Origin of the sequence: Sulfitobacter sp. S190 (genome assembly GCF_025141935.1) — a bacterium.
Classification (GTDB): Bacteria; Pseudomonadota; Alphaproteobacteria; order Rhodobacterales; family Rhodobacteraceae; genus Sulfitobacter.
Genome location: NZ_CP081120.1, coordinates 3,120,687 through 3,141,645, shown reverse-complemented (window position 1 = coordinate 3,141,645; position 20,959 = coordinate 3,120,687). Strand labels below are relative to the sequence as shown.

Here is a 20,959-nt window from a genome sequence, read left to right as displayed (position 1 = left end):
CCCTCCCTCGCGCGAACGGTTAGCTGTCGTAGTCGATAGCGTGGCGCAACTGCTTTTCGTACTCAAGCGCCTTGCCTGTGCCCAACGCCACGCAATTGAGCGATTCATCCGCGATCGAGACGGCAAGCCCTGTCTGTTCACGCAGCGCGAGATCCAGATCGCCCAGCAGCGCACCGCCGCCCGTCAGCATAACGCCGCGATCGACGATATCCGCCGCGAGATCGGGCGGTGTCGTTTCGAGCGCCGTCATCACCGCTTCGCAGATTTGCTGAACGGGTTCGGCAAGCGCTTCGGCGATCTGTGCTTGCGTCACTTCGATTTCCTTGGGCACACCGTTGAGCAGGTCGCGGCCGCGAATTTGCATCGAGGTGCCGCGCCCGTCGTCGGGCATACGCGCGGTTCCGATCGATGTCTTGATCCGTTCGGCAGTGGTGTCCCCGACCAGAAGGTTCTGCTGGCGACGCAGATAGCTGACGATGGCTTCGTCCATGCGGTCACCCCCGACCCTGACGGAGCGTGCGTAGACGATGTCGCCAAGGCTCAGCACCGCGACTTCGGTTGTCCCGCCGCCGATATCGACGACCATGTTGCCCGTCGGATCCGTGATCGGCATGCCCGCACCGATTGCGGCGGCGATGGGTTCTGCGATCAGACCCGCCCGGCGCGCACCAGCGCGCAGAACACTCTCGCGGATCGCGCGTTTTTCGACTGGGGTAGCACCGTGCGGAACGCAGACGATGATCTTGGGCTTCGAGAACGTCGACCGTTTGTGCACTTTGCGGATGAAGTGTTTGATCATCTCTTCGGCGGTGTCGAAATCAGCGATAACACCTTCGCGCATCGGGCGGATCGCCTCGATACTGCCGGGCGTACGACCCAGCATCAGCTTGGCGTCCTCGCCGACAGCAAGCACTTTCTTCACGCCGTCCTTGGCGTGATAGGCAACCACGGATGGCTCCGACAGGATGATCCCGCGTCCCTTGACGTAGACGAGCGTGTTCGCGGTGCCCAGGTCGATCGCCATATCCGACGAGAACAGGCCGCGCATGTTTCCAAAGATCGACATAATAGGGGAACACCTTACTCAATATCAATTTGGCCCGCGACTCCCTGAGCGCGGGCTGAGCGTTCTTATAGGCAGGTGCGCGCCATGATAAAAGGGGTTTCGGGCGGGCGTTCGGCGTGATGTTGCCGTCTTCTGCTAAGGCATTATCTTCACTAAATACTCAGCTAGAAGGAGAGCCGGACATGCAGAAAATCCAGACCCTCGGGGTGCACCACATCACGCTGACCGGTGCCGATCGGCAAAGCTCGATCGACTTTTGGGAAGGGACGCTTGGCATGCCGTTCCTCTTTGATCAGCCCAATCTGGACGATCCGGACGAAGGCCACCTGTATTTCGACCCCGGCGATGGCCGGCTGATTACGATCTTCACCAATGAAAACCGGCGCGGCAGCCCGGACCGCACACCGATGGACCCGGGCTGTGTACATCACATCGCCTTTGAGGTGGACCGCGCCATGTTCGATCAGGTCCTATCCCGGCTCGAGGCGCGCGGTGTCGACAACTCCGGCGTGAAGGACCGCGGCTTCATGCATTCGATCTATTTCAAGGATCCGCTCGGACTGCTGATAGAGTTGGCTTGCTACACGTTCATTCCACCGCGGGGGAGCAGCCATGCAGAGGTCATGCTTGAAGCGCATAAGTTGAGAGTGGCGCGCGGCGACAAAGCGATCGAGCGTAGCCATCTTGCCGATGCATCGGTGATGATCGTCGAGCGCAGCCAAGCGTCGTTGAGCACGGACCGTTCTGCGTGTAACCCTTACCGCTGACGGGCGACAGGATGATCCACCGCCCGTCAGGTTCATTTCGCTTTAGCTTACGTCTTTGTAGCTGACTTCACGTTTGTCCGTGCCGCCCTTTTCACGCCGCACCAGCAACCGGTTGAGCGCGTGGATGTAGGCGCGGGCAGAGGCCACTACCGTATCCGTGTCGGCGGATTGCCCCGTGACGATACGCCCGTCCTCTTCCATGCGCACCGAGACCGTCGCTTGTGCGTCGGTGCCTTCGGTTACCGCGGCAACCTGATAAAGCTGAAGACGTGCCGTGTGCGGCAGCAAGACCTTGATGCAATTGAAAGAGGCGTCTACCGGACCATCCCCCGACTGCTCTGTGCGGTGTTCTTCGCCATCGATTTCAAGCACCATCTTCGCTTCGTTGGGGCCATCGGTTCCGCAAACAACGTGCATCGATTTCAGCTTGATCCGGTCCGCCTCGGGGTCCGTTGCCGTGCGCATCAGGGCAATCAGGTCCTCGTCATAAATTTCCTTCTTGCGATCCGCGAGTTCCTTGAACCGCACGAAGACGTCCTTGAGCTGGTTGTCGCCCAGCTCAAATCCGAGGTTTTCCAGTTTGGACCGCAGCGCGGCACGGCCGGAGTGTTTGCCCATGACGATATTGGTTTCGGTCAGGCCCACGTCCTCGGGACGCATGATCTCGAAGGTCTCGGCGTTCTTGAGCATGCCATCCTGATGGATGCCGGATTCGTGGGCAAATGCATTCTTGCCGACGATCGCTTTGTTGAATTGAACGGCAAACCCGGACACCGCCGCCACACGCCGGGAGATGTTCATGATCTTGGTGCTGTCCACGCCCGTTTTGAACGGCATGATGTCGTTGCGCACCTTGAGCGCCATCACGACCTCTTCGAGTGCCGTATTACCCGCTCTTTCCCCCAGTCCATTGATCGTGCATTCGACCTGTCGGGCGCCAGCCTCGACCGCGGCCAGACTGTTTGCGGTCGCCATGCCCAGATCGTTGTGGCAGTGGGTGGCAAAGATGATGTCGTCTGCGCCGGGCACTTTCTCGATCAGCATGCGGATCAACTCGGCGCTTTCGCGCGGTGCCGTGTAGCCGACGGTATCGGGAATGTTGATGGTTGTGGCGCCTGCCTTGATCGCGATTTCGACGACGCGGCACAGGTAGTCCTCTTCGGTGCGGGTCGCATCCATCGGTGACCATTGCACGTTTTCGCATAAATTACGGGCATGTGTGACGGTGTCGTGGATACGCTCTGCCATCTGGTCCTGATCAAGGTTCGGGATGGCGCGGTGCAGCGGTGAGGTGCCGATGAAGGTATGGATGCGCGGCTTTTGCGCGTGTTTGACGGCTTCCCAGCAGCGGTCGATATCCGGCAGTTGGGCACGGGCCAGACCGCAGATCTGCGCGTTTCGAGACTGCCGCGCGATTTCGGAGACGGCAGCGAAGTCGCCCTCGGACGCGATGGGAAAACCCGCTTCGATGATGTCGACGCCCATTTCGTCGAGCAGACCCGCGATTTCGAGCTTTTCGGCGTGGGTCATCGTGGCCCCGGGCGATTGTTCCCCGTCACGCAATGTCGTGTCGAAGATCAAGACGCGATCTTGTTTTGTGTCTGTCATGTCATTGGCTTTCTGTCTTTGCTGTTGCTGTCTATCCGGTCTGGCGCGCGGCACGTTCCCTCTGAGCGGGCGCGCCGAAGGGCACGCTCAGAGGCGGGCTAGCAGCAGCAGGAGGGCACGCAGCGCTGGCGCATGGGATTGCGCGAAAGGGTTTTTATGGGCTGCGGTCAACATAGGCTCAGTTATAACCACGTGCTTTCAGATGGGAAGGGAAATTATCACGCGCCTTGCAGCCTGTTGCCAGCGGGCGGTGCAGATGAGTTTAAAGGCAAGATGAAGCAGTGGGTGCACGTTGAAGCGGACCCTGCGTGATCTAGGTACCTTCGTCATGAAAAGAGTTTTAATTGTAGGTGCATCCGGCGGTATCGGCGCGGCATTGTCGGCAGGGCTGCGGTCTGCTGGTGCCGAAGTGATAGGACTGTCGCGGTCTGTTGACGGGTTGGATGTGACCGATGAAGTGTCCGTTGATCACCATCTTGACGCGCTGGAAGGGCCGTTTGACGGGCTGATTGTTGCAAGTGGTGCGTTGGAAATTGAGGGTGCTGCGCCGGAAAAGACGATCAAGGCCGTTACTGCGCAAGCAATGGCGGATCAGTTTGCCGTCAACGCAATCGGGCCTGCGCTGATCTTGCGGCATGCGCCGCGCCTGCTGGCGCGGTCGGAGCGTTCGGTTTGTGCGGTCCTCACGGCGCGGGTGGGTTCCATCGGGGACAATCGCATCGGTGGTTGGACGAGCTACCGTGCCGCGAAAGCTGCGGCAAACCAGATTGTACGGACCACATCGATAGAGCTTGCGCGGACCCATAAGTCATGCGTCTGCGTTGCCCTGCATCCCGGCACCGTCGCGACAGCGTTCACGCAGAAATATCTCGGCCGCCACAAATCCGTGTTGCCGGAAGAAGCCGCGACGCATCTTATTGATGTCATGGCTGCGCTGACACCGGAGCAAACGGGTGGATTTTTTGACTGGGCCGGTAAGGAGGTCGCGTGGTGAACCGCTTGATTTTGGTTCTTGGCGACCAGCTGTCTTTCGGGTTGAGCGCGTTGCGGGCCGGCGACAAGGCGCAGGACACTGTGGTCATGGCAGAGGTGCGCGATGAGGCCAATTACGTGCGCCACCACCCCAAGAAGATTGCGTTGATTTTTGCGGCGATGCGAAAGTTTGCGGCGCATCTCGAGGAGGAGGGGTGGACGGTCGCCTATTCGCAACTCGACGACACGGAGAACTCGGGATCTATCGTGGGCGAGCTGCTGCGCCGCGCCGAGCAGACCGGTGCGCAAAGCGTTGTTTGCACGGAACCCGGAGAATGGAGGCTGATCAACAAGCTGCAGTATGCGCCGATCAAGACAGAGATCCTGAACGACGATCGTTTCTTGGCCAGCCATGCGGAATTCGAGGCCTGGGCCGAGGGGCGCAAGGCATTGCGGATGGAATATTTCTACCGCGACATGCGGCGGAAAACCGGCTTGCTGATGGATGGGGAGAACCCCGAGGGCGGGCAATGGAATTATGACCACGATAACCGCAAGCCTGCGCCCGGTGATATCGCGCCAAAAGGACCGCTGAAGTTCGAGCCGGACAACATCGTGGGTGACGTGCTGGGGTTGGTCGAAGCAGAGTTCTCCGATCACTTCGGCACGCTTGACGGGTTCTGGTTTGCCACCACACGAGCGCAGGCGCTCGACGCGCTTGACCACTTCATCACCCATTCCCTGCCAACATTCGGTGACTTTCAGGATGCGATGGTATCGGGCGAAAGCTTCATGTTTCACGCGATCCTGTCACCCTATATCAACATCGGTTTGCTCGGACCGCTAGAGGTCTGTGAGGCGGCGCAAGAAGCGTATGAAAAAGGGGATGCGCCCCTGAATGCGGTGGAAGGGTTCATCCGCCAGATTATCGGCTGGCGCGAATATGTGCGCGGTATCTACTTCCTCGAAGGGCCGGACTATGCGAGCCGCAATCGGCTTGGCCAGTCGCGCGATCTACCGGCGATGTACTGGGGCGGTGAGACGAAAATGGCCTGTATGTCAGCAGCCGTCGGTCAGACCCGCGAAGAGGCTTATGCCCACCATATCCAGCGCTTGATGGTCACGGGCAACTTTGCGCTCGTGGCCGGATTGGACCCGCAACAGGTGGCGCAGTGGTATCTGGAGGTCTACGCCGATGCGTTCGAGTGGGTGGAGGCGCCGAATGTCGTAGGTATGAGCCAGTTTGCGGATGGCGGTGTGATTGCGTCAAAGCCCTATGTCTCTTCAGGGGCCTACATCAACCGGATGTCGAATTATTGCAAAGGCTGCGACTATAGCGTCAGCAAGAAGACCGGCGATGGCGCCTGTCCGTTCAACACCCTGTACTGGCATTTTCTGGACCGACACCGCGAGCGGTTTTCCAACAATGCCCGCATGGGAAACATGTACCGCACGTGGGACCGTATGGACGAGGACCGTCGCAAAACGGTCCTGCAGGATGGTCAGGCCGTGCTTGACAAACTCGACGCGGGCGAGATCGTCTGACAGCGTATCGTGGTGCCGCGTTATTGCGGTTCCAGATAGCCCTCGAGCGTTGCGCGGACCGCGTCCGGCCAGGGGATTGAGGTATGTTTGTCCAGATCGGACGCAGCCAACACCTGTGTGCTGTTCCAGCGTTTTTCGCCCGCGCAACTGATGTCGTGTTTGAAGGTGACCGATGACCGACCAACCCGCACGACGCGTAGTTCAAACGTCAGTGTTTGCCCGAACAGCGACGGGATGGAAAAATCGCAGGTAAGGTGGACCGTCGGCGTGCCCCACCGTTCTTTCCAGATGATCTCGTGCCATGGATAGCCGATATGCGCCCAGAATTCTTCGTTCACGCCGTTCAACAGGTTGAGATACGACGGGAAATAGGCGGTTCCCGAGATGTCGCAGTCGCCGAAGCGCAATTCGCGGTCGGTGATGAAAGTCTTGGCCATAGTCGATCCTTTGCTGAGAGCGTCAGCTTAACCTGACCCCGCCGTCGCGCAAGGGTCAGCCGTGCAGGTCTTTGCTGTCCTGTGGGGCCTCGGCACGCTCGAACATGCCATAGTCTCGCATGACGTGGGCAATCCGCAGGTGATAGTCCGAGAAAAAATCGTTTCGTCCGGCACGTTGCGCGCTGCGGTGTTTTGACAGTTTGCGCCAGTCGTCGAGTGCTTTTTCATCCCGAAAGAAGGACAGCGACAACAGCTTTTCCGGATTGGTCAGGCTCTGGAAGCGCTCGACAGAGATGAAACCGTCAATTTCTTCGACAAGCGGGCGCATTTCCGCGGCCATATCGAGATAGTTCTGCTTGCGGTGGGGGTGGGGCATGACTTCAAAGATGACGGCAATCATTTCGGGTCTCCGTGTGGGGCCGAGGCCAGTTTGAGAAATGTTCTGTCCTCGCGTAGCAGAAATTTCTCGCGCTGGGCAAAGTCATAATTCTCGCGCCCCAAAGGATCAGCGGCCAGCCTTTCGCGATAGCTTTCATAGGCTGCAAGGCTTGGGATATCGTAGATTCCGTAGGCAAGGGTCGATGATCCTTCGTGCGGTGCGTAGTAGCCGATGAGATTTGCGCCACAGCGGGGAATGGCCTGACCCCAGTTGCGGGCGTATTGTTCAAAAGCGGCCTTTTTGGTCGGATCGATCTGGTAGCGGATGATGCAGGTCAGCATTTTGTTTCCTTGTGTGTCGGAGGTTCCGCAGACAGCGTACCGGATTGATGTGCGTTAACGTTTCAGTTACTGTCGAAGTATGAAGGGCGGCCCCGACATTTCACGTATCGCCGCGCTGATTGGTGATCCTGCGCGTGCCAACATTCTGGGCGCGCTGATGAGTGGCAAGGCGCTTACCGCGACCGAACTTGCCGCCGAGGCGGGCGTCAGCGCGCAGACTGCAAGCGCCCATCTGGCCAAGCTCGAAGCGGGCGGGCTTACCCGCGTGCAAAAATCGGGCAGGCACAGATATGTCTCGCTGGCGGGGCCGCAGGTCGCGGCTGTTCTGGAAGCATTGATGGGGTTGGCCGCGGGGCAGGGGCACTTGCGCACGCGGACAGGCCCTCGCGATGCCGCGCTGCGCGAGGCGCGGGTCTGCTACAACCACCTTGCGGGCAACCGTGGCATCGCCCTGTTCGATGCAATGGTGCGCGAGGGGTATCTGACCGTGGATGCCGCTGATGTATCGCTGACGGAAAAAGGAAATTCCTTTGTCGTCGCGTTCGGCGTTGATCTGCCCGCCCTGCAAAAAGCCCGGGCACCTGTATGCCGTGCGTGTCTGGATTGGAGTGCACGCCGCACCCATCTTGCAGGCGGGTTGGGACGCGCCATGCTGACACGGATCGAGGAACTGGGATGGGCCAGACGAATGCCGCAAAGCCGCGTCATTTCTTTCACGGAACAGGGTGGCAAAGCGTTTGACGCAACTTTTGGTGGGGGGCTACCCCTCGACCGCGGCGATCTTGTGGCTCCGCATCGCAAACAATAAAGCGAGCGCGCCGAGCGCCCAGACGATTGATGAGTAAATCACGGCCTGAAAACTCAGGAACTGGGCAATCGCTCCCATCATGGGGCTTGCGATCAAACCGCCCAGAAACAGGCTGTTCATATATAAGGACGTCGCACGCCCCATGCGTCCGTTCGCAAACCCCTGGACAAAGAGCAGACCCACCGCGGCAAAGGTGCCGTAGTAAAGCCCCTCCAACGCGGCGCCGATGACCAACCCAGGCAAACCCCGCGTCTGTGCCAGCGTGACAAAGGCCAACAGCGCAACCGCCCCGGCCATCATGAGACAGCGCCGGATGCCAAACACACGCATGAGCATTGGTGTCGACAGAATCGCGACAATCTCGACCCCCGTCTTGACCGAGAACGCCAGCCCGGGGGCGAATTTGGGCAACCCGACCTCTTCGAGGAAAAAAAGCGGGAGAGCCATGGAGGTCGCACTGTGGGCCAGCGCGAAAAGCAGACAGACAGCAGCAGCCAGCCATATTGCCGGCAAGGGATCGGGCTTGGCAATGGCGGCACCGGTGTCGTCAACCGGATCAAGGGCTTTGGCAAAGTCCATCGGCATCACACGCCAGAACAGCAATGCCCAAACCCCCGCCATGACCAACGCAACGACCGGCACGGCGCGATTGCCGAGCCCGCCCGCCACGGAGAATGCAAAAGCCGGCGCGATCATCCACGCGAGTGAAGCCGTGGCGCGCAGATAGCTGTTGAACTGCGCAATGTCCCAGCCGTATCGCTCCGCTGAAAGGCGTCCAAAGCTGTACATGGTCGAAACCGCGCCGTTTGCGAGTGCGAAAAGCGGGCTGCAGACAATCGGCAGAACCCAGAAATTCCGGGTCATCAGCATGACGCACAGACCAATCGAAAAAGCCCCCATCGATGTCATCAGAAGCGGGGCAATCCTGTCACCGCGATCAATCCGCTCGCCAAAGTTGCGGTTGACCAGCAATGTCAGTGTCAGCGTCGTGACTGCGTAGACGCTGATCATCAGGGGCTCTTGGCCAAGCTCCTGCACGATATAGACGCCCATGAAAGGGATCAGCGATGCTGTTGCCAGCATGCCGGTCAGCAGCAACAAAAGCGTGCCACGGGCTGCGGGTGTGCGGAGGGGGATCACGGTGCGACCGGCATGAAACTGGCGCAAAATGCGAGGCTACTGTCGCGCAAACGCAACCCTAGCCATCTGTCTCGGTCGTGTCGCCGGTTGTTTCTGTTGCAGGATTGGTTGCATCCGGATCGGCCAATGCTCCGTTTTCCCACGCGCCGGTAGCCTCTTCGCCGGTGGCATAGCGCATCGTGCCCGGACCCTGGCGTTGTCCATCCACAAAGCTGCCTTCGTAAACGTCGCCGTTCGCATAGGTGGCGGTGCCGGTACCTTCGATGTCCCCATCTGCCCACTGACCTTCATACACAAATCCGCTGGCCATCGTGATTTTGCCTGTCCCGCTGCGTTTGCCGTTCTCGAAGTTGCCCTCGTAGACGCTGCCATCGGGATAGGTGGCGCGGCCTTGGCCATGACGCAGACCGTCTTTCCAGTTGCCCTCGTAGATGCGGCCGTCCGGATACGTCAGCTTGCCTTGGCCATCGTTGCGCGCGTCTTTGAAATTACCTTCGTACACCATTCCGTTGGGATAGGTGGCGCGGCCCTGTCCTTCGATCACGCCAGCAACCCAGTTGCCTTCATACGTCGACCCGTCAGGATAGGTAATTTTGCCCTCCCCATCGGCGATGTTGTCCTTGAAGATGCCGGTTTGTACGGACCCGTCGGGATAGGTCACGGTGCCGGTCCCTTCGGCTTGGCCTGCGACCCATTCACCTGTGTATGTATAGCCATCTGTGCCGGTAAACGTGCCTTGGCCCTCACGCTGGTCCGCGACATAGGCGCCCTCATAGATTTCACCGGAGGATGAAACAGAGCGCCCGTTGCCTTCGCGGCGGCCGTTGACCAAATCGCCTTCGTACGTGTCGCCGTTGGCTTGTGTGATCTTGCCCGATCCATTGAGCTGCCCGTCGGCCCACGTTCCTTCGAGAACGAAGCCTTCGGGATGGGTCAGTTTGCCCTGACCCTGTCTTACGCCATCTTTGACATCGCCTTCATAGATCGCGCCCTCTGCGTCTTTGATAACGGCAACGCCCGTGGCGGCCCCGTCGACCCAATCACCCTTGTATTCGTACCCCGAAGGGGTCAGCAGAACGCCTTTGCCGTTGCGTTTGCCATTACGGAACGTTCCTTCGTAGCGATCGCCATTGGCGTGAATCGAAACGCCTTCACCCTGAATGGCACCATCGGACCACTCACCTTCGTAGGTGCCGCCATCCGCCGTTGTGATCTTGCCAATCCCATCGGGTTTGCCTTTGGCGAAACTACCTTCGTAGGTGGAGCCGTTGGGAAAACGTGCGATGCCCTGACCGCGAATTTCCCCTTCGACCCATTCCCCGGAGTACTGGTATCCATTGGGCAGGGTATAGGTGCCCACGCCATGCTGAAGCCCGTCCTTGAAGGTTCCCTCGTATACCCCGCCGTCTTCGTACTGTTTGGACAGGACCTGCGTATTTTGTGCCAACGCAGGGGATAGCGACAGCGAAACGAGGGCCGAGGCAAGGATCAGAGAGCGAAATGTCATGGCGGTCCTGTTGACTTGATACCGGGTGCGATGCCGCGCCCACGATTGGGTTTAGCCTACTGAGCCGTGCCGAAGGGGGCAATGTCCTTTTGGTGTAGGGGCGGTGCTTGGGCTTTCCCTTGCGCGGTGATCTGCTATTTCAACTTTCAAAGCATATGAGAGGGCGTCACATGGCAGAGCGGTTTCGCATCACACTGGGGCAGTTGAACCCGACCGTCGGCGATCTGGCGGGGAACGCCGCGCTCGCGCGTGAAGCGTGGGAAGCAGGCCGCGCCGCAGGGGCCGACATGGTCGCGCTGCCCGAAATGTTTCTTGCCGGATACAATGCGCAGGATCTGGTGATGAAACGCGCGTTCCAGCTGGATGTGATGACACATCTCGAGACTTTGGCGGCGGATTGCGCCGACGGGCCCGCGCTCGCCATCGGTGCGCCCTGGACGGAAGGTGCCGAACTTTTCAATGCCTATGTCATTCTCAAGGGGGGCAAGATTGCGAGCAGAACGCTCAAGCATCATCTGCCGAATGAAACGGTCTTTGACGAGGTAAGGGTGTTCGACAGCGGGCCTCTGGGGGGCCCTTACTCCGTCGGCAACACGCGTATCGGCAGTCCGATTTGTGAAGACGCTTGGCATGAGGATGTCGCCGAAACACTTGCCGAAACGGGTGCCGAATTCCTGCTGGTGCCCAACGGGTCGCCCTATTACCGCGGTAAATTCGAGATGCGGCTGAACCATATGGTGGCGCGTGTCGTGGAAACGGAAATACCGCTCATCTATCTGAATATGGTGGGAGGGCAGGACGATCAGGTTTTTGACGGGGCGAGCTTCGGGCTTAATCCCGGCGGCCAACTGGCGTTCCAGATGCCGACGTTTGACAGCGCCATTACCCATGTGGATCTGGAGCGGCGGCCCGAAGGTTGGCGGATTGTCGACGGCGAAAAGATCAGCCAGCCGGATGAATGGACACAGGATTACCGTGTAATGGTGCAGGCGCTGCGCGATTACATGCGCAAGACGGGGTTCAAGAAGGTTCTGCTGGGCATGTCGGGCGGCATTGACTCGGCGCTTGTCGCGACCATCGCGACCGATGCTCTGGGCTCCGAAAACGTGCGCTGCGTCATGCTGCCGTCTGAATATACGAGTCAGGCGTCTTTGGATGACGCCGAAGCCTGTGTGCAGGCGCTGGGCGTGCGCTATGACTTTGTGCCGATCAAACAGGGCCGCGACGCGATCACGGCCACACTCGCACCTTTGTTCGAAGGCACCGACGAAGGGCTGACCGAAGAGAATATCCAATCTCGCTTGCGGGGGCTTCTGCTGATGGCCCTCAGCAACAAGTTTGGTGAGATGCTGCTGACAACCGGCAATAAGTCCGAGGTCGCAGTGGGCTATGCCACGATCTACGGAGATATGTCCGGCGGATACAATCCGATCAAGGATCTCTACAAGATGCGGGTGTTCGAGACCTGCCGCTGGCGCAACGCCAATCACCACGACTGGATGATGGGTCCGGCAGGGCAGGTCATTCCGGATAATATCATCACAAAGGCACCGTCAGCCGAATTGCGCGATGATCAAAAAGACAGCGACAGCTTGCCGGACTACCCTGTTCTCGACCGCATTCTGGAAATCCTCGTGGATGAGGACGGATCGATCGCCGATTGTGTGGCGGAAGGGTTTGATCGTGAAACCGCCAAGAAGGTGGAACACCTGATCTACATATCGGAGTATAAGCGGTTCCAGTCGGCGCCGGGTGCGCGGCTGACCAAAGGCGCGTTCTGGCTCGACCGGCGTTATCCCATCGTCAATCGCTGGCGTGACCCGAGCTGACGCGTAACGGCTGCGTGATTTGCCCTTTGGCCGCCACCGCGTCACATCTAGGGAAGTCATACAGGAGTTTGTTGCCATGCGCCTTGCATCGTTGATTGCCGTTCTTGCCAGTGTGTTTGCCGCGCCCGTCGTAGCGTGCGGCCAGGACACCGACTGCCGCGTTGGGGACCGTATCTACCGCATTTCCCTGCCCGAAGGTCACAACGCAGGCGACCCCATCGGCGCGGTCCTGTGGTCGCACGGATACCGCGGGTCCGCCGAAGGCGTGATGCGCAACGGCAGCCTGCGCAAGATGGTGCATGACCAAGGGCTTGCCCTGATCGGCATGCAGGGAATTGACGGTTCATGGAACCTGCCTAACGGGCCGGGCACCATGGACAGCACCGGTGCCGAGGAATTCGCCTACTACGATGCCGTCATCGCGGACGCAGTCGCGCGTTTCAACATCGATGCGGACCATCTGGTCGCCTCCGGTTTCAGCGCGGGCGGGATGATGGTCTGGAACCTTGCCTGCGCGCGGCCTGAGACGTTTGCGGGGTTCGTTCCGATCTCGGGGACGTATTGGCTCAAGCCGCCGGAGACATGCGCCATGCCCGTGGCGAGCATTGTGCACATCCACGGCGATGACGATTCAACTGTACCGCTGGATGGCCGTCGGATCGGAGAAACAAAGCAGGGCGAAGTGAGCGAAGCGCTCGCGAGCTATGCGACCCACGGGAAATTTGCGGAGCCCGCGAAAGACACGACTGCAATGTTGCGTTGCGAGGAAAGATCAAACGCAACAGGCGCTATTCTGGATTTCTGCCTGTTCGAGGGGGGCCATTCGTTCAGAACCGAATACCTCGGCCACGGTATCGACCGGCTCAGGGCGGCAGGGCAGCTTTGACGCAGCCCTGCCGGAAGCCTTACAGCAACAGCTGATAGGTGTGCGGCACATAGGCGTAGTTCTCGCCGCTCTTCTCGACGTAGCCAAACGCGGGCCACGGCATGTGATAGCCCACGAAGGGGATCGCGTCTGCTGCCATCATGTCGAGCATTTTGCGCCGGGTCTGCGCGGCGGCGGCTTTGTCCATATCGAATTTCACTTCCCAATCGGGATGCGCCAGCGACCAGACGTAGTGATTGGCAAAATCGGCGCCGAGGACCAACTGGTTACCGTCCGACTCAATGCGATATGCCATATGCCCGGGCGTGTGCCCGAACGCCGCCATTGCGGTCACGCCAGAGGCAACACTGCCGCCATCGTCCAGCATTGTCATTTCTTCGGCCAGCGGTTTGACCTTGGTGTCGAACCCTTCGTTGTCGGCCTTGGACCACGCGTCGAATTCCGCGCTGCCGGTGACATACCGGGCATTCGCGAAGGTCTTTGTTCCGTCGGTGCTCAGGCCGCCAATGTGATCGCCATGCATGTGGGTCAAGACGACCACATCGACCTGATCTGCGGTGTAGCCCGCAGCTTCAAGCGCCGCTGTGGTCCCGGCGCCGGAAAGCCCGGTGTCGAAAAGGATCAACTCGTTTCCGGTGTTGATGACAGTCGGCGTAAAGAAAAACTGCGCGGCGTCGGTCGGCAGGTTCGCCTGGGCCGAAACTTCTTCGAATGTTTCCTTATCGACGTTCATGCCGAAAATATTGTGCGGCCCTTCGACTGCGCGGCTGCCGGCGAGCAGAGTGGTGACGTCGAACTGGCCCAGCTTCACGCGTTGGTAAGGGGCACTGCCTGCCTCCATCATGGGGGCTTTGGCGCGCGCGATTGTGCCGCTTGCCGCGGCCAATGGCACTGCGGCAGCACCCACAAGGGCGGCGCGGCGGGACAGGATGGGGGATCGGGACATTTCTTACCTCCGTTTGATATAGGACGCTTTCAAACCTAGAGCGACTGCGCCGTATGTCCCGTGATTGGCCGTTCACGGATGCGTGGCTGGGCGGATAACTGGACAAACGGGGATTGCTATGACAGTCAGCCACCAACAGGAGGCACATATGTCCGCAAAGACCATTACACGTTTCGCGCCCTCGCCCACCGGCTGGATTCACGTAGGCAATCTGCGCACGGCGCTCATGAATTACCTTATCGCCCGCAAGGCGGGAGGCGAGTTCATCCTGCGCATCGATGATACCGATCCGAACAGATCGAAAGAGGAATACGTCGACGGGATCAAACGCGATCTCGATTGGCTCGGGCTGCATTGGGACCGTGTGGAACGCCAGTCGTCGAGGCTGGAAAAATACGAAGCGGCCGCGCAGCAACTGCGCGATATGGACCGTTTCTATGAAGCGTTCGAGACACCGACGGAGCTCGACCTCAAGCGCAAGAAGCAGCTGAATATGGGCAAGCCGCCCGTATACGACCGCGCGGCATTGTCACTGGATGAGGCTGAAAAGGAGGCGTTGCGCGCCGAACGCGGCGATGGTGTCTGGCGGTTCAAACTGCTTCAGGAACGCATCGTTTGGAATGATGGCATCCTTGGGGACGTGTCGATCGACGGCGCATCCGTTTCCGACCCGGTTCTGATCCGCGGCGACGGGCAAATCCTGTATACGCTGGCATCCGTTGTCGACGACACCGAAATGGGCGTTACACATGTGGTTCGGGGTTCGGATCACGTGACCAACACCGGCACGCAAATCCAGATCATGCAGGCGCTTGGCGGTGAAGTGCCACAGTTCGCGCATCACTCGTTGCTGACCGGTCCGCAGGGTGAGGCGCTGTCCAAACGTCTTGGTACCCTTGCGCTGAAAGACTTGCGTGCGCAGGGCATAGCACCGCAGGCGCTGTTGAGCCTGATGTCACGTCTGGGATCCAGCGATCCGGTCGAACTGCGCACCGATATGCAAACACTGATCGACGGTTTCGATATATCACGGTTCGGTTCCGCACCGACCAAGTTTGACGCGGAAGATCTCAAACCGCTGACCGCGCGCTATCTGCAAACGCTGTCTCTGGCCGAGGTCGCGGATGCCGTTCGGGCGGCGGGCGTTCCTGATGCACAGGCCACGCGGTTCTGGGACGTGACACGCGAAAACGTCACGACGCTGCATGACCTGGCCGGATGGTGGGCGATGTTCAGCGAAGGCGCTGAGCCCGTCATCGACGACGAAGACCGCGATTTTGTTGCCGAAGCGCTGGAGTTGCTCCCGCAAGCGCCGTTCGATGACAACACGTGGGGCAACTGGACAGCCGCGGTGAAAGAAAAGACAGGCCGCAAAGGCAAAGCGCTTTTCATGCCGTTGCGCAAGGCGCTGACAGGACAGCAGCACGGCCCCGATATGAGCCAGGTCATGCCGCTGTTGCAGGTCGTAAAGGCCCGCGGGTCAGCCTGATCCGGAGATAGTTGAATGCGCGGCATCTTTAGTGCCGCGCATTTTCAGTCCGGCTGCTTGCCAATGGCGGCCAGATGCGTGTCCACCAAACGCATTTCATCAGCGCTGAGCATCTGTGCGCGCGGGTAGATCGGATTGGCACGATCATTCAGCACCGGCGTGTCCCAACCGTCAGTCGTTGCAAAGAATTGAGCGACACCCTGAGACCCGAATTCGCGCAAGAACCCCTGTACGACCACATCCAGATAGCTCAGCAAAATCTTGTGGTCACCACCGCGTCTTTGGCTCTGCGCGGGGATGCAATAATGCGCGATCTGAGGTGCGGGTGTGATGGCATGGGCGACGGCGCTGCCGCTCTGGACACGACCGTATCCCGTTTCGCGCGCATCGAGCGCGTGCCAATCCGCGCCCGGGACCGCCGCGATCAATCCGTCAATCACGCAGCCCGGCGCTGGTTTGACGCTGAGAAAGACGACATCGCGCAAATCCGTGCGGACCCATTCGCGCCGCCAACCATGAAGCTGCGCGGTCTGCGCATCGGGATACTGCTGCGTCGCGCGGTTGACCAAGCTGCCATAGCCGAAAAAATAGGGATGCATGGCCGTCCTTTGCCCTTGGAACCATTGGCCGGAGATAATCATTCTGCTCACGCGGGGACAAGTCCGCGGCAACCTGTTGTCAACGGCGCTGCAGTTTGTCAGTACGAAAGAAACGGACGGGGGTGCACATGAAATTCACCGAAGAACACATCTGGTTGCGTCAGGAAGAGGACGGCGACGAAGTCACGGTTGGCCTGTCATCGCATGCGATGGCCGAATTGGGCGAAGCGACGTTCATCGAGTTGCCCGAAGAAGGTGACACCCTGTCCGCCGACGATCCGGTTGTGGTGATCGAAGGCAGCGACGATACGGTCGATATTCTTGCCCCTCTGGATGGCGAAGTCGTCGAGGTGAACACCCGATTGCTGGACGATCTCGACGTATTGAGTGACGATCCGCAGGGCGAAGGATGGCTGTTCCGCATGGCGCTTGAGGACATCTCCGCGCTCGACGATCTGATGGACGAAGGTGCCTACCAGAAGTTCGCCCGCTAGGACGACGCCATATCTGCGCCGCCGTCGGTTTCGGCAAGCAGGAACGCGAAAGTCTTGCGCAATTTGTTCCAGGTGATTTTGTCCGGTGCGACAAGCAGATACCCGTGCTGGCGCGCGGCGCTGTAGTCACCCCCGTCGAGCATTTCGACATGGGCGCCGGCCTGTGCGCAGATCAGCGCACCTGCGGCGTGATCCCAGGAATTCAGGCTGGCGGACAGGGTGAAATCGACATGCCCCTGCGCGACCATGCGGTATTCATGCGCCGAACACCGCAGCGACGTGACGCTGGCAAATCCCGGCAGTGTCGCAGCGATCTGTGCCTGCTTGTCCTTGGGGAACAACCAAAGTGGCAGCAACCCCGTCAAGTCTTCGAGCGGTTTGCCCATCGATACCTTAAGCGTTTCGGCGGGGCCGATCGGGCGTTGTAACTGGGCCTCCGTTTCCTCGGATGCAATTGCCCAATCATCAGAGACAGGATCGTAGATCAGACCGAAAACCGGTTGGCCATATCGCGTGGCTGCGATGATCACGCCAAAAGTGTGCAAGCCCTTGGCAAAGTTCCAGGTGCCGTCGACAGGATCGATATGGAAGGCAAGCTGGGCCTGGCCGATCTGATCCAGAATTTCAGGTTTGTCTGTTGCGGCCTCTTCCCCGATGACCAGCGCGTGCGGGAACGCAATCTGCAAAGCGCGCGCGATCATTGCCTCTGCCGCTATGTCCGCATCTGTCACGAGATCCGCGTCATCCGCCTTTGTACGGATGTCGCCAGCCGCGAGTTTGCGAAAGCGCGGCAGGATTTCAGCGCGCGCGGCACGGCGGACCACATTGATGATCTGGCGCCGCTGCGCTGGACTAAGGGCAGGTGCGAGTGGGGCGGGCAGGCTGTTGGTCATTGAGGGCTCCTTGCAGGTCTGTTGTAACGGGCGCGGCTCGCAGGGCAAGGGGCGCGGCTTACTCGCTCGCTCGCAAAACCTGCGCGGGACGTGCCACAAGCGCCCTGCGCGCAAAGCCGAGCCCGGCCAAGACGGTCGCAATGATACCTCCGGAAATAATCAGAACCGCCGACGACCAGATGACGGTATAGTCCGTTTCCATCACGAACCGGCTGACCGCCCAACCGCCCAGTATTCCGGCCAGCAGGGCCACCGATCCTGCGGCCAGACCAAGGAGGGCCGCGCGCAGGATGAAACTTGCCGCAATCGTGCGCCGTGATGCGCCTAGTGTTTTCAAAACGGCAGCTTCGAAGGTCCGGGCATCGGCACCAGCCGCCGCTGCACCGATCAAGACCAGAAAGCCCGTGAGCAATGTCGCTGCCGCGCCGTAGGACGTTGCCGCGGCGAGCCCCGCCAGCACGTCCGCCACACGGTCAATCGCATCGCGTACGCGGATCGCGGTAATATTCGGATAGGCCGACGCAAGATCGCGCAGTATCGCCGCTTCCGCCTCGGGTTCGGCGTAGACGGTGGAAATGAAAGTGTGCGGCGCCCCTGCGAGTGCTGCTGGGTTCATCGTGAGGATAAACCCGATGCCTGCTGTAGAGAAATCGACCTCCTGAAAATTTGCGATGGTGCCGGTGATGTCGCGCCCCAGAATATTAACCGTGAGCGTGTCGCCCAGTTCCAGTCCCATTTCTTCGGCTTCTTCTGCGGCAAAACTTATCAGCGGGGGGCCGTCGTAGTCCTCGGGCCACCAGTCTCCGCGGGTGATGTTGGCCTTGTCGCCGGGCGCTGCGGCATAGGTCACGCCGCGGTCTCCTTCCAGCACCCAGTGATCGCCCGCGGTCCCGGCGGCAGGCTTTCCGTTGATCTGCGTGATGATGCCGCGCAACATTGGCGCGCTGTCGATGCGGCTGACTGCGGGGTCTGTTTCGAGCCGCTGTGTATAGCCGGCCATTTGCGCCTGCTGGATGTCGACAAAGAAATAGCTGGGCGCGACCTCTGGCAGATTGCCGGAAATCGCCTGTCTCAAATTACCATCGATCTGGCCCACCGCTGCCAAAACAGAAAGCCCAAGACCAAGCGAAAGGACCACAGCCGTGGCACCTTCCCCGTTGCCGCCAATTGCGGCCATTGCCCACCGCAGGCGCGGGCGGCCCCGCGCAAAACGGACAAGGCGGCGTGCCCCAAACCTTATCGCGGCCGCAGTCAGCATCAGCAGAAAGAGTGCGCCCGCTATCCCGCCCAATGTCCACAGGGTGATCCACCAGCTCCCGTTGAACCAACCGGCCAAGGTCACGAGCAACGCGACACATGCCAAAGTCGCCGCAATGAAAGGCCACGACGGCCACCGCGCCGCACCGGCCCATGCGTCACGAAACAATGTTGCCGCGCGTATCTGTTCGGTGCGTGCCAAGGGCCAGAGCGTGAAAACGAAAGCCGTCAGTATCCCGTAGAGAGCTGCTTCGATAAGAGGCGCGGGGAACACTGCGAAGGCGGCGGGAACCGGTAGTCTCGATTCAAGCAGGGGGGCCAGCAAAAGCGGTGCTGTCGCGCCGAGAATGACACCGATTGTAACCCCCAGCAAAGACAGGCCGCCGATCTGGAAAAAGTATGTCTGGAAAATTGTCGCGCGGTCGGCGCCAAGGGCGCGCAAGGTCGCAATGACGGCCACTTTGCGGCCCAGATAGCTGCGCACGGCGGCTGATACGCCGACCCCGCCAACGGCAAGGCCCGACAGTCCGACAAGGATCAGGAATGCGCTGAGCCTGTTAACGAATTGGGCGACGCCCGGCGCGCCGTTGCGGGCGTCGCGCCAGCGCAGACCACTGTTTTCGAAGGTGGATTTGAGCTCCGCTTCCATGTCGTCCAAAGATGCAGTATCCGGCAGGGCCAGACGGTATTTGCTGTTGAAAAGGGTGCCTGGGGCAAGCAGACCGGAGACTTCAAGACTATCGCGGGTGACGAGTGTACGCGGACCGAGCGCAAAGCCCGCGGCGGCACTATCGGGTTCGCGCACAAGCACCGCGCGCAGTTGATACGTCTGTGTTCCCAGCGAAAAGGGTTCGCCAACCGTCAGGCCCAAACGGTCGATCAGTGCGGTTTCCATCGCGGCGCCCGGTATGCCGTCGACCACAGACAACGCGTCGCTCAACGGAATGTCGGGTTGAAGGACGACGTCGCCAACCAGCGGATACCGGGCATCGATTGCCTTGACCTGCGTCAGGGCGCGATCTTCGCCCACCGTTGCCATCGACCGGAATTCGGCGACCTCTGAAACGGCCTCGGCTTTGTCACGCATCCATGCGCGTTCAGGTTCGGTCGCGAAACGGTAGGTAAATTCAATTTCCGCATCCCCACCCAGCAACGCCGCGCCCTCGCGGGCAAGCCCCGCCTCGATTCCCGATCTTACCGACCCGACGGCGGCGATCGCCGCGACGCCGAGAGCGAGGCACGCCAGAAAGAGCCGAAAGCCACGCAAACCGCCGCGTAGTTCACGCCAAGCCAGACGAGACGCAAGTCTGACACTCATGCGATCTGGCCGTCGCGCAGGGCGATGACGCGATCACACCGGGCGGCAAGGTCATCCGCGTGTGTTACCAGAACAAGGGTCGAGCCGTGGCGATCCCGCAGGTCGAACAACAAATCCATGATGGCGGTTCCGTTGGCACTGTCCAGATTGCCTGTCGGCTCGTCTGCCAAAAGGATTGAGGGCCGTGGGGCCGTGGCGCGAGCGAGTGCCACGCGTTGCTGCTCGCCGCCGGAAAGCTGGGCCGGATAGTGGCCCGCACGCGATGCCAGCCCGACAGCGGCCAAGGCCTCGGACGCGCGGTCAAAGGCATCTGTATGCCCCGCAATTTCGAGCGGGGTGGCCACGTTCTCCAGTGCGGTCATTGTCGGGATCAGATGAAAACTCTGAAACACGATACCCATGCGGTCACGCCGAAATCGCGCGAGCGCATCTTCGTCCATCGCTGTCAGATCGGCGCCCATCGCATGAACGCTGCCACCGCTGGCCTGCTCCAGCCCGCCCATAATCATCAACAACGAAGACTTGCCCGATCCGGATGGCCCGATCAGCCCGACGCTTTCGCCCTGATTGATGTCGAGCGTTATGCCGTGCAGGATGTCGACCGGTCCGGCATTGCCATTCAGCCGCAACGCTGCATCTTTGAGTGAAAAGATTGGTTCGGTCATCGGGGCCTCTGAT

Annotated in this window: 20 protein-coding genes; 8 read left to right on the top strand and 12 right to left on the bottom strand. The window is 60.1% G+C overall.

From position 1 onward, the window contains the following. Positions 1 to 19: 19 nt before the first annotated feature. Positions 20 to 1,066, bottom strand: a complete 1,047-nt coding sequence (locus K3756_RS15620) for a rod shape-determining protein (RefSeq protein ID WP_259988988.1) — start codon at positions 1,064 to 1,066, stop codon at positions 20 to 22. Between the two features lie 182 nt (positions 1,067 to 1,248). Between K3756_RS15620 and K3756_RS15615 the strand changes: the two genes are divergently transcribed. Beyond that, the gene (locus K3756_RS15615; protein ID WP_259988986.1) at positions 1,249 to 1,833 is read left to right on the top strand and encodes a VOC family protein; all 585 of its coding nucleotides are present in this window, start codon (positions 1,249 to 1,251) and stop codon (positions 1,831 to 1,833) included. Between the two features lie 42 nt (positions 1,834 to 1,875). Here K3756_RS15615 and K3756_RS15610 read toward each other — a convergent pair whose 3' ends face one another. Then, positions 1,876 to 3,441: a 2-isopropylmalate synthase gene (locus tag K3756_RS15610; RefSeq protein ID WP_259988984.1), complete on the bottom strand. Its 1,566-nt coding sequence runs from the start codon at positions 3,439 to 3,441 to the stop codon at positions 1,876 to 1,878. 328 nt (positions 3,442 to 3,769) lie between these two features. Between K3756_RS15610 and K3756_RS15605 the strand changes: the two genes are divergently transcribed. Together K3756_RS15605 and K3756_RS15600 are read left to right on the top strand one after the other, a co-directional pair. Beyond that, entirely contained in the window at positions 3,770 to 4,435 is a 666-nt protein-coding gene (locus K3756_RS15605) for an SDR family NAD(P)-dependent oxidoreductase (protein WP_259988983.1), read from the top strand. After that, positions 4,432 to 5,958 carry a cryptochrome/photolyase family protein gene (locus tag K3756_RS15600; RefSeq protein ID WP_259988981.1) on the top strand — a complete coding sequence of 509 codons (1,527 nt, stop codon included), beginning with the start codon at positions 4,432 to 4,434 and terminating at the stop codon, positions 5,956 to 5,958. The genes K3756_RS15605 and K3756_RS15600 overlap by 4 nt, the downstream gene beginning before the upstream one ends. 20 nt (positions 5,959 to 5,978) lie before the next feature. Here the strand turns inward: K3756_RS15600 and K3756_RS15595 are convergent, their stop codons facing one another. The 3 genes from K3756_RS15595 to K3756_RS15585 are packed head-to-tail and all read right to left on the bottom strand — an operon-like array spanning position 5,979 to position 7,115. After that, complete coding sequence (locus tag K3756_RS15595; RefSeq protein WP_259988980.1) at positions 5,979 to 6,395, bottom strand: thioesterase family protein; 417 nt, start codon at positions 6,393 to 6,395, stop codon at positions 5,979 to 5,981. Between the two features lie 55 nt (positions 6,396 to 6,450). Then, positions 6,451 to 6,795 carry an antibiotic biosynthesis monooxygenase gene (locus tag K3756_RS15590; protein ID WP_259988978.1) on the bottom strand — a complete coding sequence of 115 codons (345 nt, stop codon included), beginning with the start codon at positions 6,793 to 6,795 and terminating at the stop codon, positions 6,451 to 6,453. Further along, positions 6,792 to 7,115, bottom strand: coding sequence for an NIPSNAP family protein (locus K3756_RS15585; protein WP_259988976.1), 324 nt, complete (start codon positions 7,113 to 7,115; stop codon positions 6,792 to 6,794). Before K3756_RS15585 ends, K3756_RS15590 begins: the two co-directional genes overlap by 4 nt. A gap of 79 nt (positions 7,116 to 7,194) precedes the next feature. On the opposite strand from K3756_RS15585, the gene K3756_RS15580 reads away from it, so the two are divergent. Continuing rightward, positions 7,195 to 7,923, top strand: a complete 729-nt coding sequence (locus K3756_RS15580; RefSeq protein ID WP_259988974.1) for a helix-turn-helix transcriptional regulator — start codon at positions 7,195 to 7,197, stop codon at positions 7,921 to 7,923. Here the strand turns inward: K3756_RS15580 and K3756_RS15575 are convergent. Then, a complete protein-coding gene (locus tag K3756_RS15575) occupies positions 7,876 to 9,063 on the bottom strand; it encodes an MFS transporter (protein ID WP_259988973.1) in 1,188 nt (395 codons plus the stop codon). The genes K3756_RS15580 and K3756_RS15575 overlap by 48 nt on opposite strands. Before the next feature lie 58 nt (positions 9,064 to 9,121). Then, positions 9,122 to 10,570 carry an MORN repeat-containing protein gene (locus K3756_RS15570; RefSeq protein WP_259988972.1) on the bottom strand — a complete coding sequence of 483 codons (1,449 nt, stop codon included), beginning with the start codon at positions 10,568 to 10,570 and terminating at the stop codon, positions 9,122 to 9,124. A gap of 170 nt (positions 10,571 to 10,740) precedes the next feature. Here K3756_RS15570 and K3756_RS15565 point away from each other — a divergent pair, with 170 nt between their 5' ends. Then, complete coding sequence (locus tag K3756_RS15565; RefSeq protein WP_259988970.1) at positions 10,741 to 12,399, top strand: NAD+ synthase; 1,659 nt, start codon at positions 10,741 to 10,743, stop codon at positions 12,397 to 12,399. Between the two features lie 76 nt (positions 12,400 to 12,475). Then, the gene (locus K3756_RS15560; RefSeq protein WP_259988968.1) at positions 12,476 to 13,285 is read left to right on the top strand and encodes a PHB depolymerase family esterase; all 810 of its coding nucleotides are present in this window, start codon (positions 12,476 to 12,478) and stop codon (positions 13,283 to 13,285) included. Positions 13,286 to 13,304: 19 nt separating this feature from the next. Here K3756_RS15560 and K3756_RS15555 read toward each other — a convergent pair whose 3' ends face one another. Continuing rightward, a complete protein-coding gene (locus K3756_RS15555; protein ID WP_259988966.1) occupies positions 13,305 to 14,231 on the bottom strand; it encodes an MBL fold metallo-hydrolase in 927 nt (308 codons plus the stop codon). Between the two features lie 148 nt (positions 14,232 to 14,379). Here K3756_RS15555 and gltX point away from each other — a divergent pair, with 148 nt between their 5' ends. Continuing rightward, positions 14,380 to 15,720, top strand: a complete 1,341-nt coding sequence (gene gltX, locus K3756_RS15550; protein ID WP_259988964.1) for a glutamate--tRNA ligase — start codon at positions 14,380 to 14,382, stop codon at positions 15,718 to 15,720. Between the two features lie 44 nt (positions 15,721 to 15,764). Here the strand turns inward: gltX and K3756_RS15545 are convergent, their stop codons facing one another. Beyond that, positions 15,765 to 16,319 (bottom strand): gamma-glutamylcyclotransferase family protein, encoded by a 555-nt coding sequence (locus tag K3756_RS15545; RefSeq protein ID WP_259988962.1) that lies wholly within the window; start codon positions 16,317 to 16,319, stop codon positions 15,765 to 15,767. A 128-nt stretch (positions 16,320 to 16,447) separates the two neighbouring features. Here K3756_RS15545 and K3756_RS15540 point away from each other — a divergent pair, with 128 nt between their 5' ends. Beyond that, the gene (locus K3756_RS15540) at positions 16,448 to 16,813 is read left to right on the top strand and encodes a glycine cleavage system protein H (protein ID WP_259988960.1); all 366 of its coding nucleotides are present in this window, start codon (positions 16,448 to 16,450) and stop codon (positions 16,811 to 16,813) included. Here the strand turns inward: K3756_RS15540 and K3756_RS15535 are convergent. From K3756_RS15535 to K3756_RS15525, 3 genes are read right to left on the bottom strand one after another with little or no spacing between them, the layout of a single operon-like run. Continuing rightward, on the bottom strand, positions 16,810 to 17,706 hold the full coding sequence (locus K3756_RS15535; protein ID WP_259988957.1) for an inositol monophosphatase: 897 nt from the start codon (positions 17,704 to 17,706) through the stop codon (positions 16,810 to 16,812). The two genes, K3756_RS15540 and K3756_RS15535, sit on opposite strands and share 4 nt — an antisense overlap. A 58-nt stretch (positions 17,707 to 17,764) precedes the next feature. After that, positions 17,765 to 20,281 carry an ABC transporter permease gene (locus K3756_RS15530; RefSeq protein ID WP_259988955.1) on the bottom strand — a complete coding sequence of 839 codons (2,517 nt, stop codon included), beginning with the start codon at positions 20,279 to 20,281 and terminating at the stop codon, positions 17,765 to 17,767. After that, positions 20,278 to 20,946 carry an ABC transporter ATP-binding protein gene (locus K3756_RS15525; protein WP_259988953.1) on the bottom strand — a complete coding sequence of 223 codons (669 nt, stop codon included), beginning with the start codon at positions 20,944 to 20,946 and terminating at the stop codon, positions 20,278 to 20,280. The genes K3756_RS15530 and K3756_RS15525 overlap by 4 nt, the downstream gene beginning before the upstream one ends. Positions 20,947 to 20,959 lie beyond the last annotated feature (13 nt).

Coding starts and splice junctions, on each gene's coding strand:
- K3756_RS15620 (WP_259988988.1), bottom strand. CDS start 1,066: ATGTCGATCTTTGGAAACATGCGCGGCCTGTTCTCGTCGGATATGGCG.
- K3756_RS15615 (WP_259988986.1), top strand. CDS start 1,249: ATGCAGAAAATCCAGACCCTCGGGGTGCACCACATCACGCTGACCGGT.
- K3756_RS15610 (WP_259988984.1), bottom strand. CDS start 3,441: ATGACAGACACAAAACAAGATCGCGTCTTGATCTTCGACACGACATTG.
- K3756_RS15605 (WP_259988983.1), top strand. CDS start 3,770: ATGAAAAGAGTTTTAATTGTAGGTGCATCCGGCGGTATCGGCGCGGCA.
- K3756_RS15595 (WP_259988980.1), bottom strand. CDS start 6,395: ATGGCCAAGACTTTCATCACCGACCGCGAATTGCGCTTCGGCGACTGC.
- K3756_RS15590 (WP_259988978.1), bottom strand. CDS start 6,795: ATGATTGCCGTCATCTTTGAAGTCATGCCCCACCCCCACCGCAAGCAG.
- K3756_RS15585 (WP_259988976.1), bottom strand. CDS start 7,115: ATGCTGACCTGCATCATCCGCTACCAGATCGATCCGACCAAAAAGGCC.
- K3756_RS15580 (WP_259988974.1), top strand. CDS start 7,195: ATGAAGGGCGGCCCCGACATTTCACGTATCGCCGCGCTGATTGGTGAT.
- K3756_RS15570 (WP_259988972.1), bottom strand. CDS start 10,570: ATGACATTTCGCTCTCTGATCCTTGCCTCGGCCCTCGTTTCGCTGTCG.
- K3756_RS15565 (WP_259988970.1), top strand. CDS start 10,741: ATGGCAGAGCGGTTTCGCATCACACTGGGGCAGTTGAACCCGACCGTC.
- K3756_RS15560 (WP_259988968.1), top strand. CDS start 12,476: ATGCGCCTTGCATCGTTGATTGCCGTTCTTGCCAGTGTGTTTGCCGCG.
- K3756_RS15555 (WP_259988966.1), bottom strand. CDS start 14,231: ATGTCCCGATCCCCCATCCTGTCCCGCCGCGCCGCCCTTGTGGGTGCT.
- gltX (WP_259988964.1), top strand. CDS start 14,380: ATGTCCGCAAAGACCATTACACGTTTCGCGCCCTCGCCCACCGGCTGG.
- K3756_RS15545 (WP_259988962.1), bottom strand. CDS start 16,319: ATGCATCCCTATTTTTTCGGCTATGGCAGCTTGGTCAACCGCGCGACG.
- K3756_RS15540 (WP_259988960.1), top strand. CDS start 16,448: ATGAAATTCACCGAAGAACACATCTGGTTGCGTCAGGAAGAGGACGGC.
- K3756_RS15535 (WP_259988957.1), bottom strand. CDS start 17,706: ATGACCAACAGCCTGCCCGCCCCACTCGCACCTGCCCTTAGTCCAGCG.
- K3756_RS15530 (WP_259988955.1), bottom strand. CDS start 20,281: ATGAGTGTCAGACTTGCGTCTCGTCTGGCTTGGCGTGAACTACGCGGC.
- K3756_RS15525 (WP_259988953.1), bottom strand. CDS start 20,946: ATGACCGAACCAATCTTTTCACTCAAAGATGCAGCGTTGCGGCTGAAT.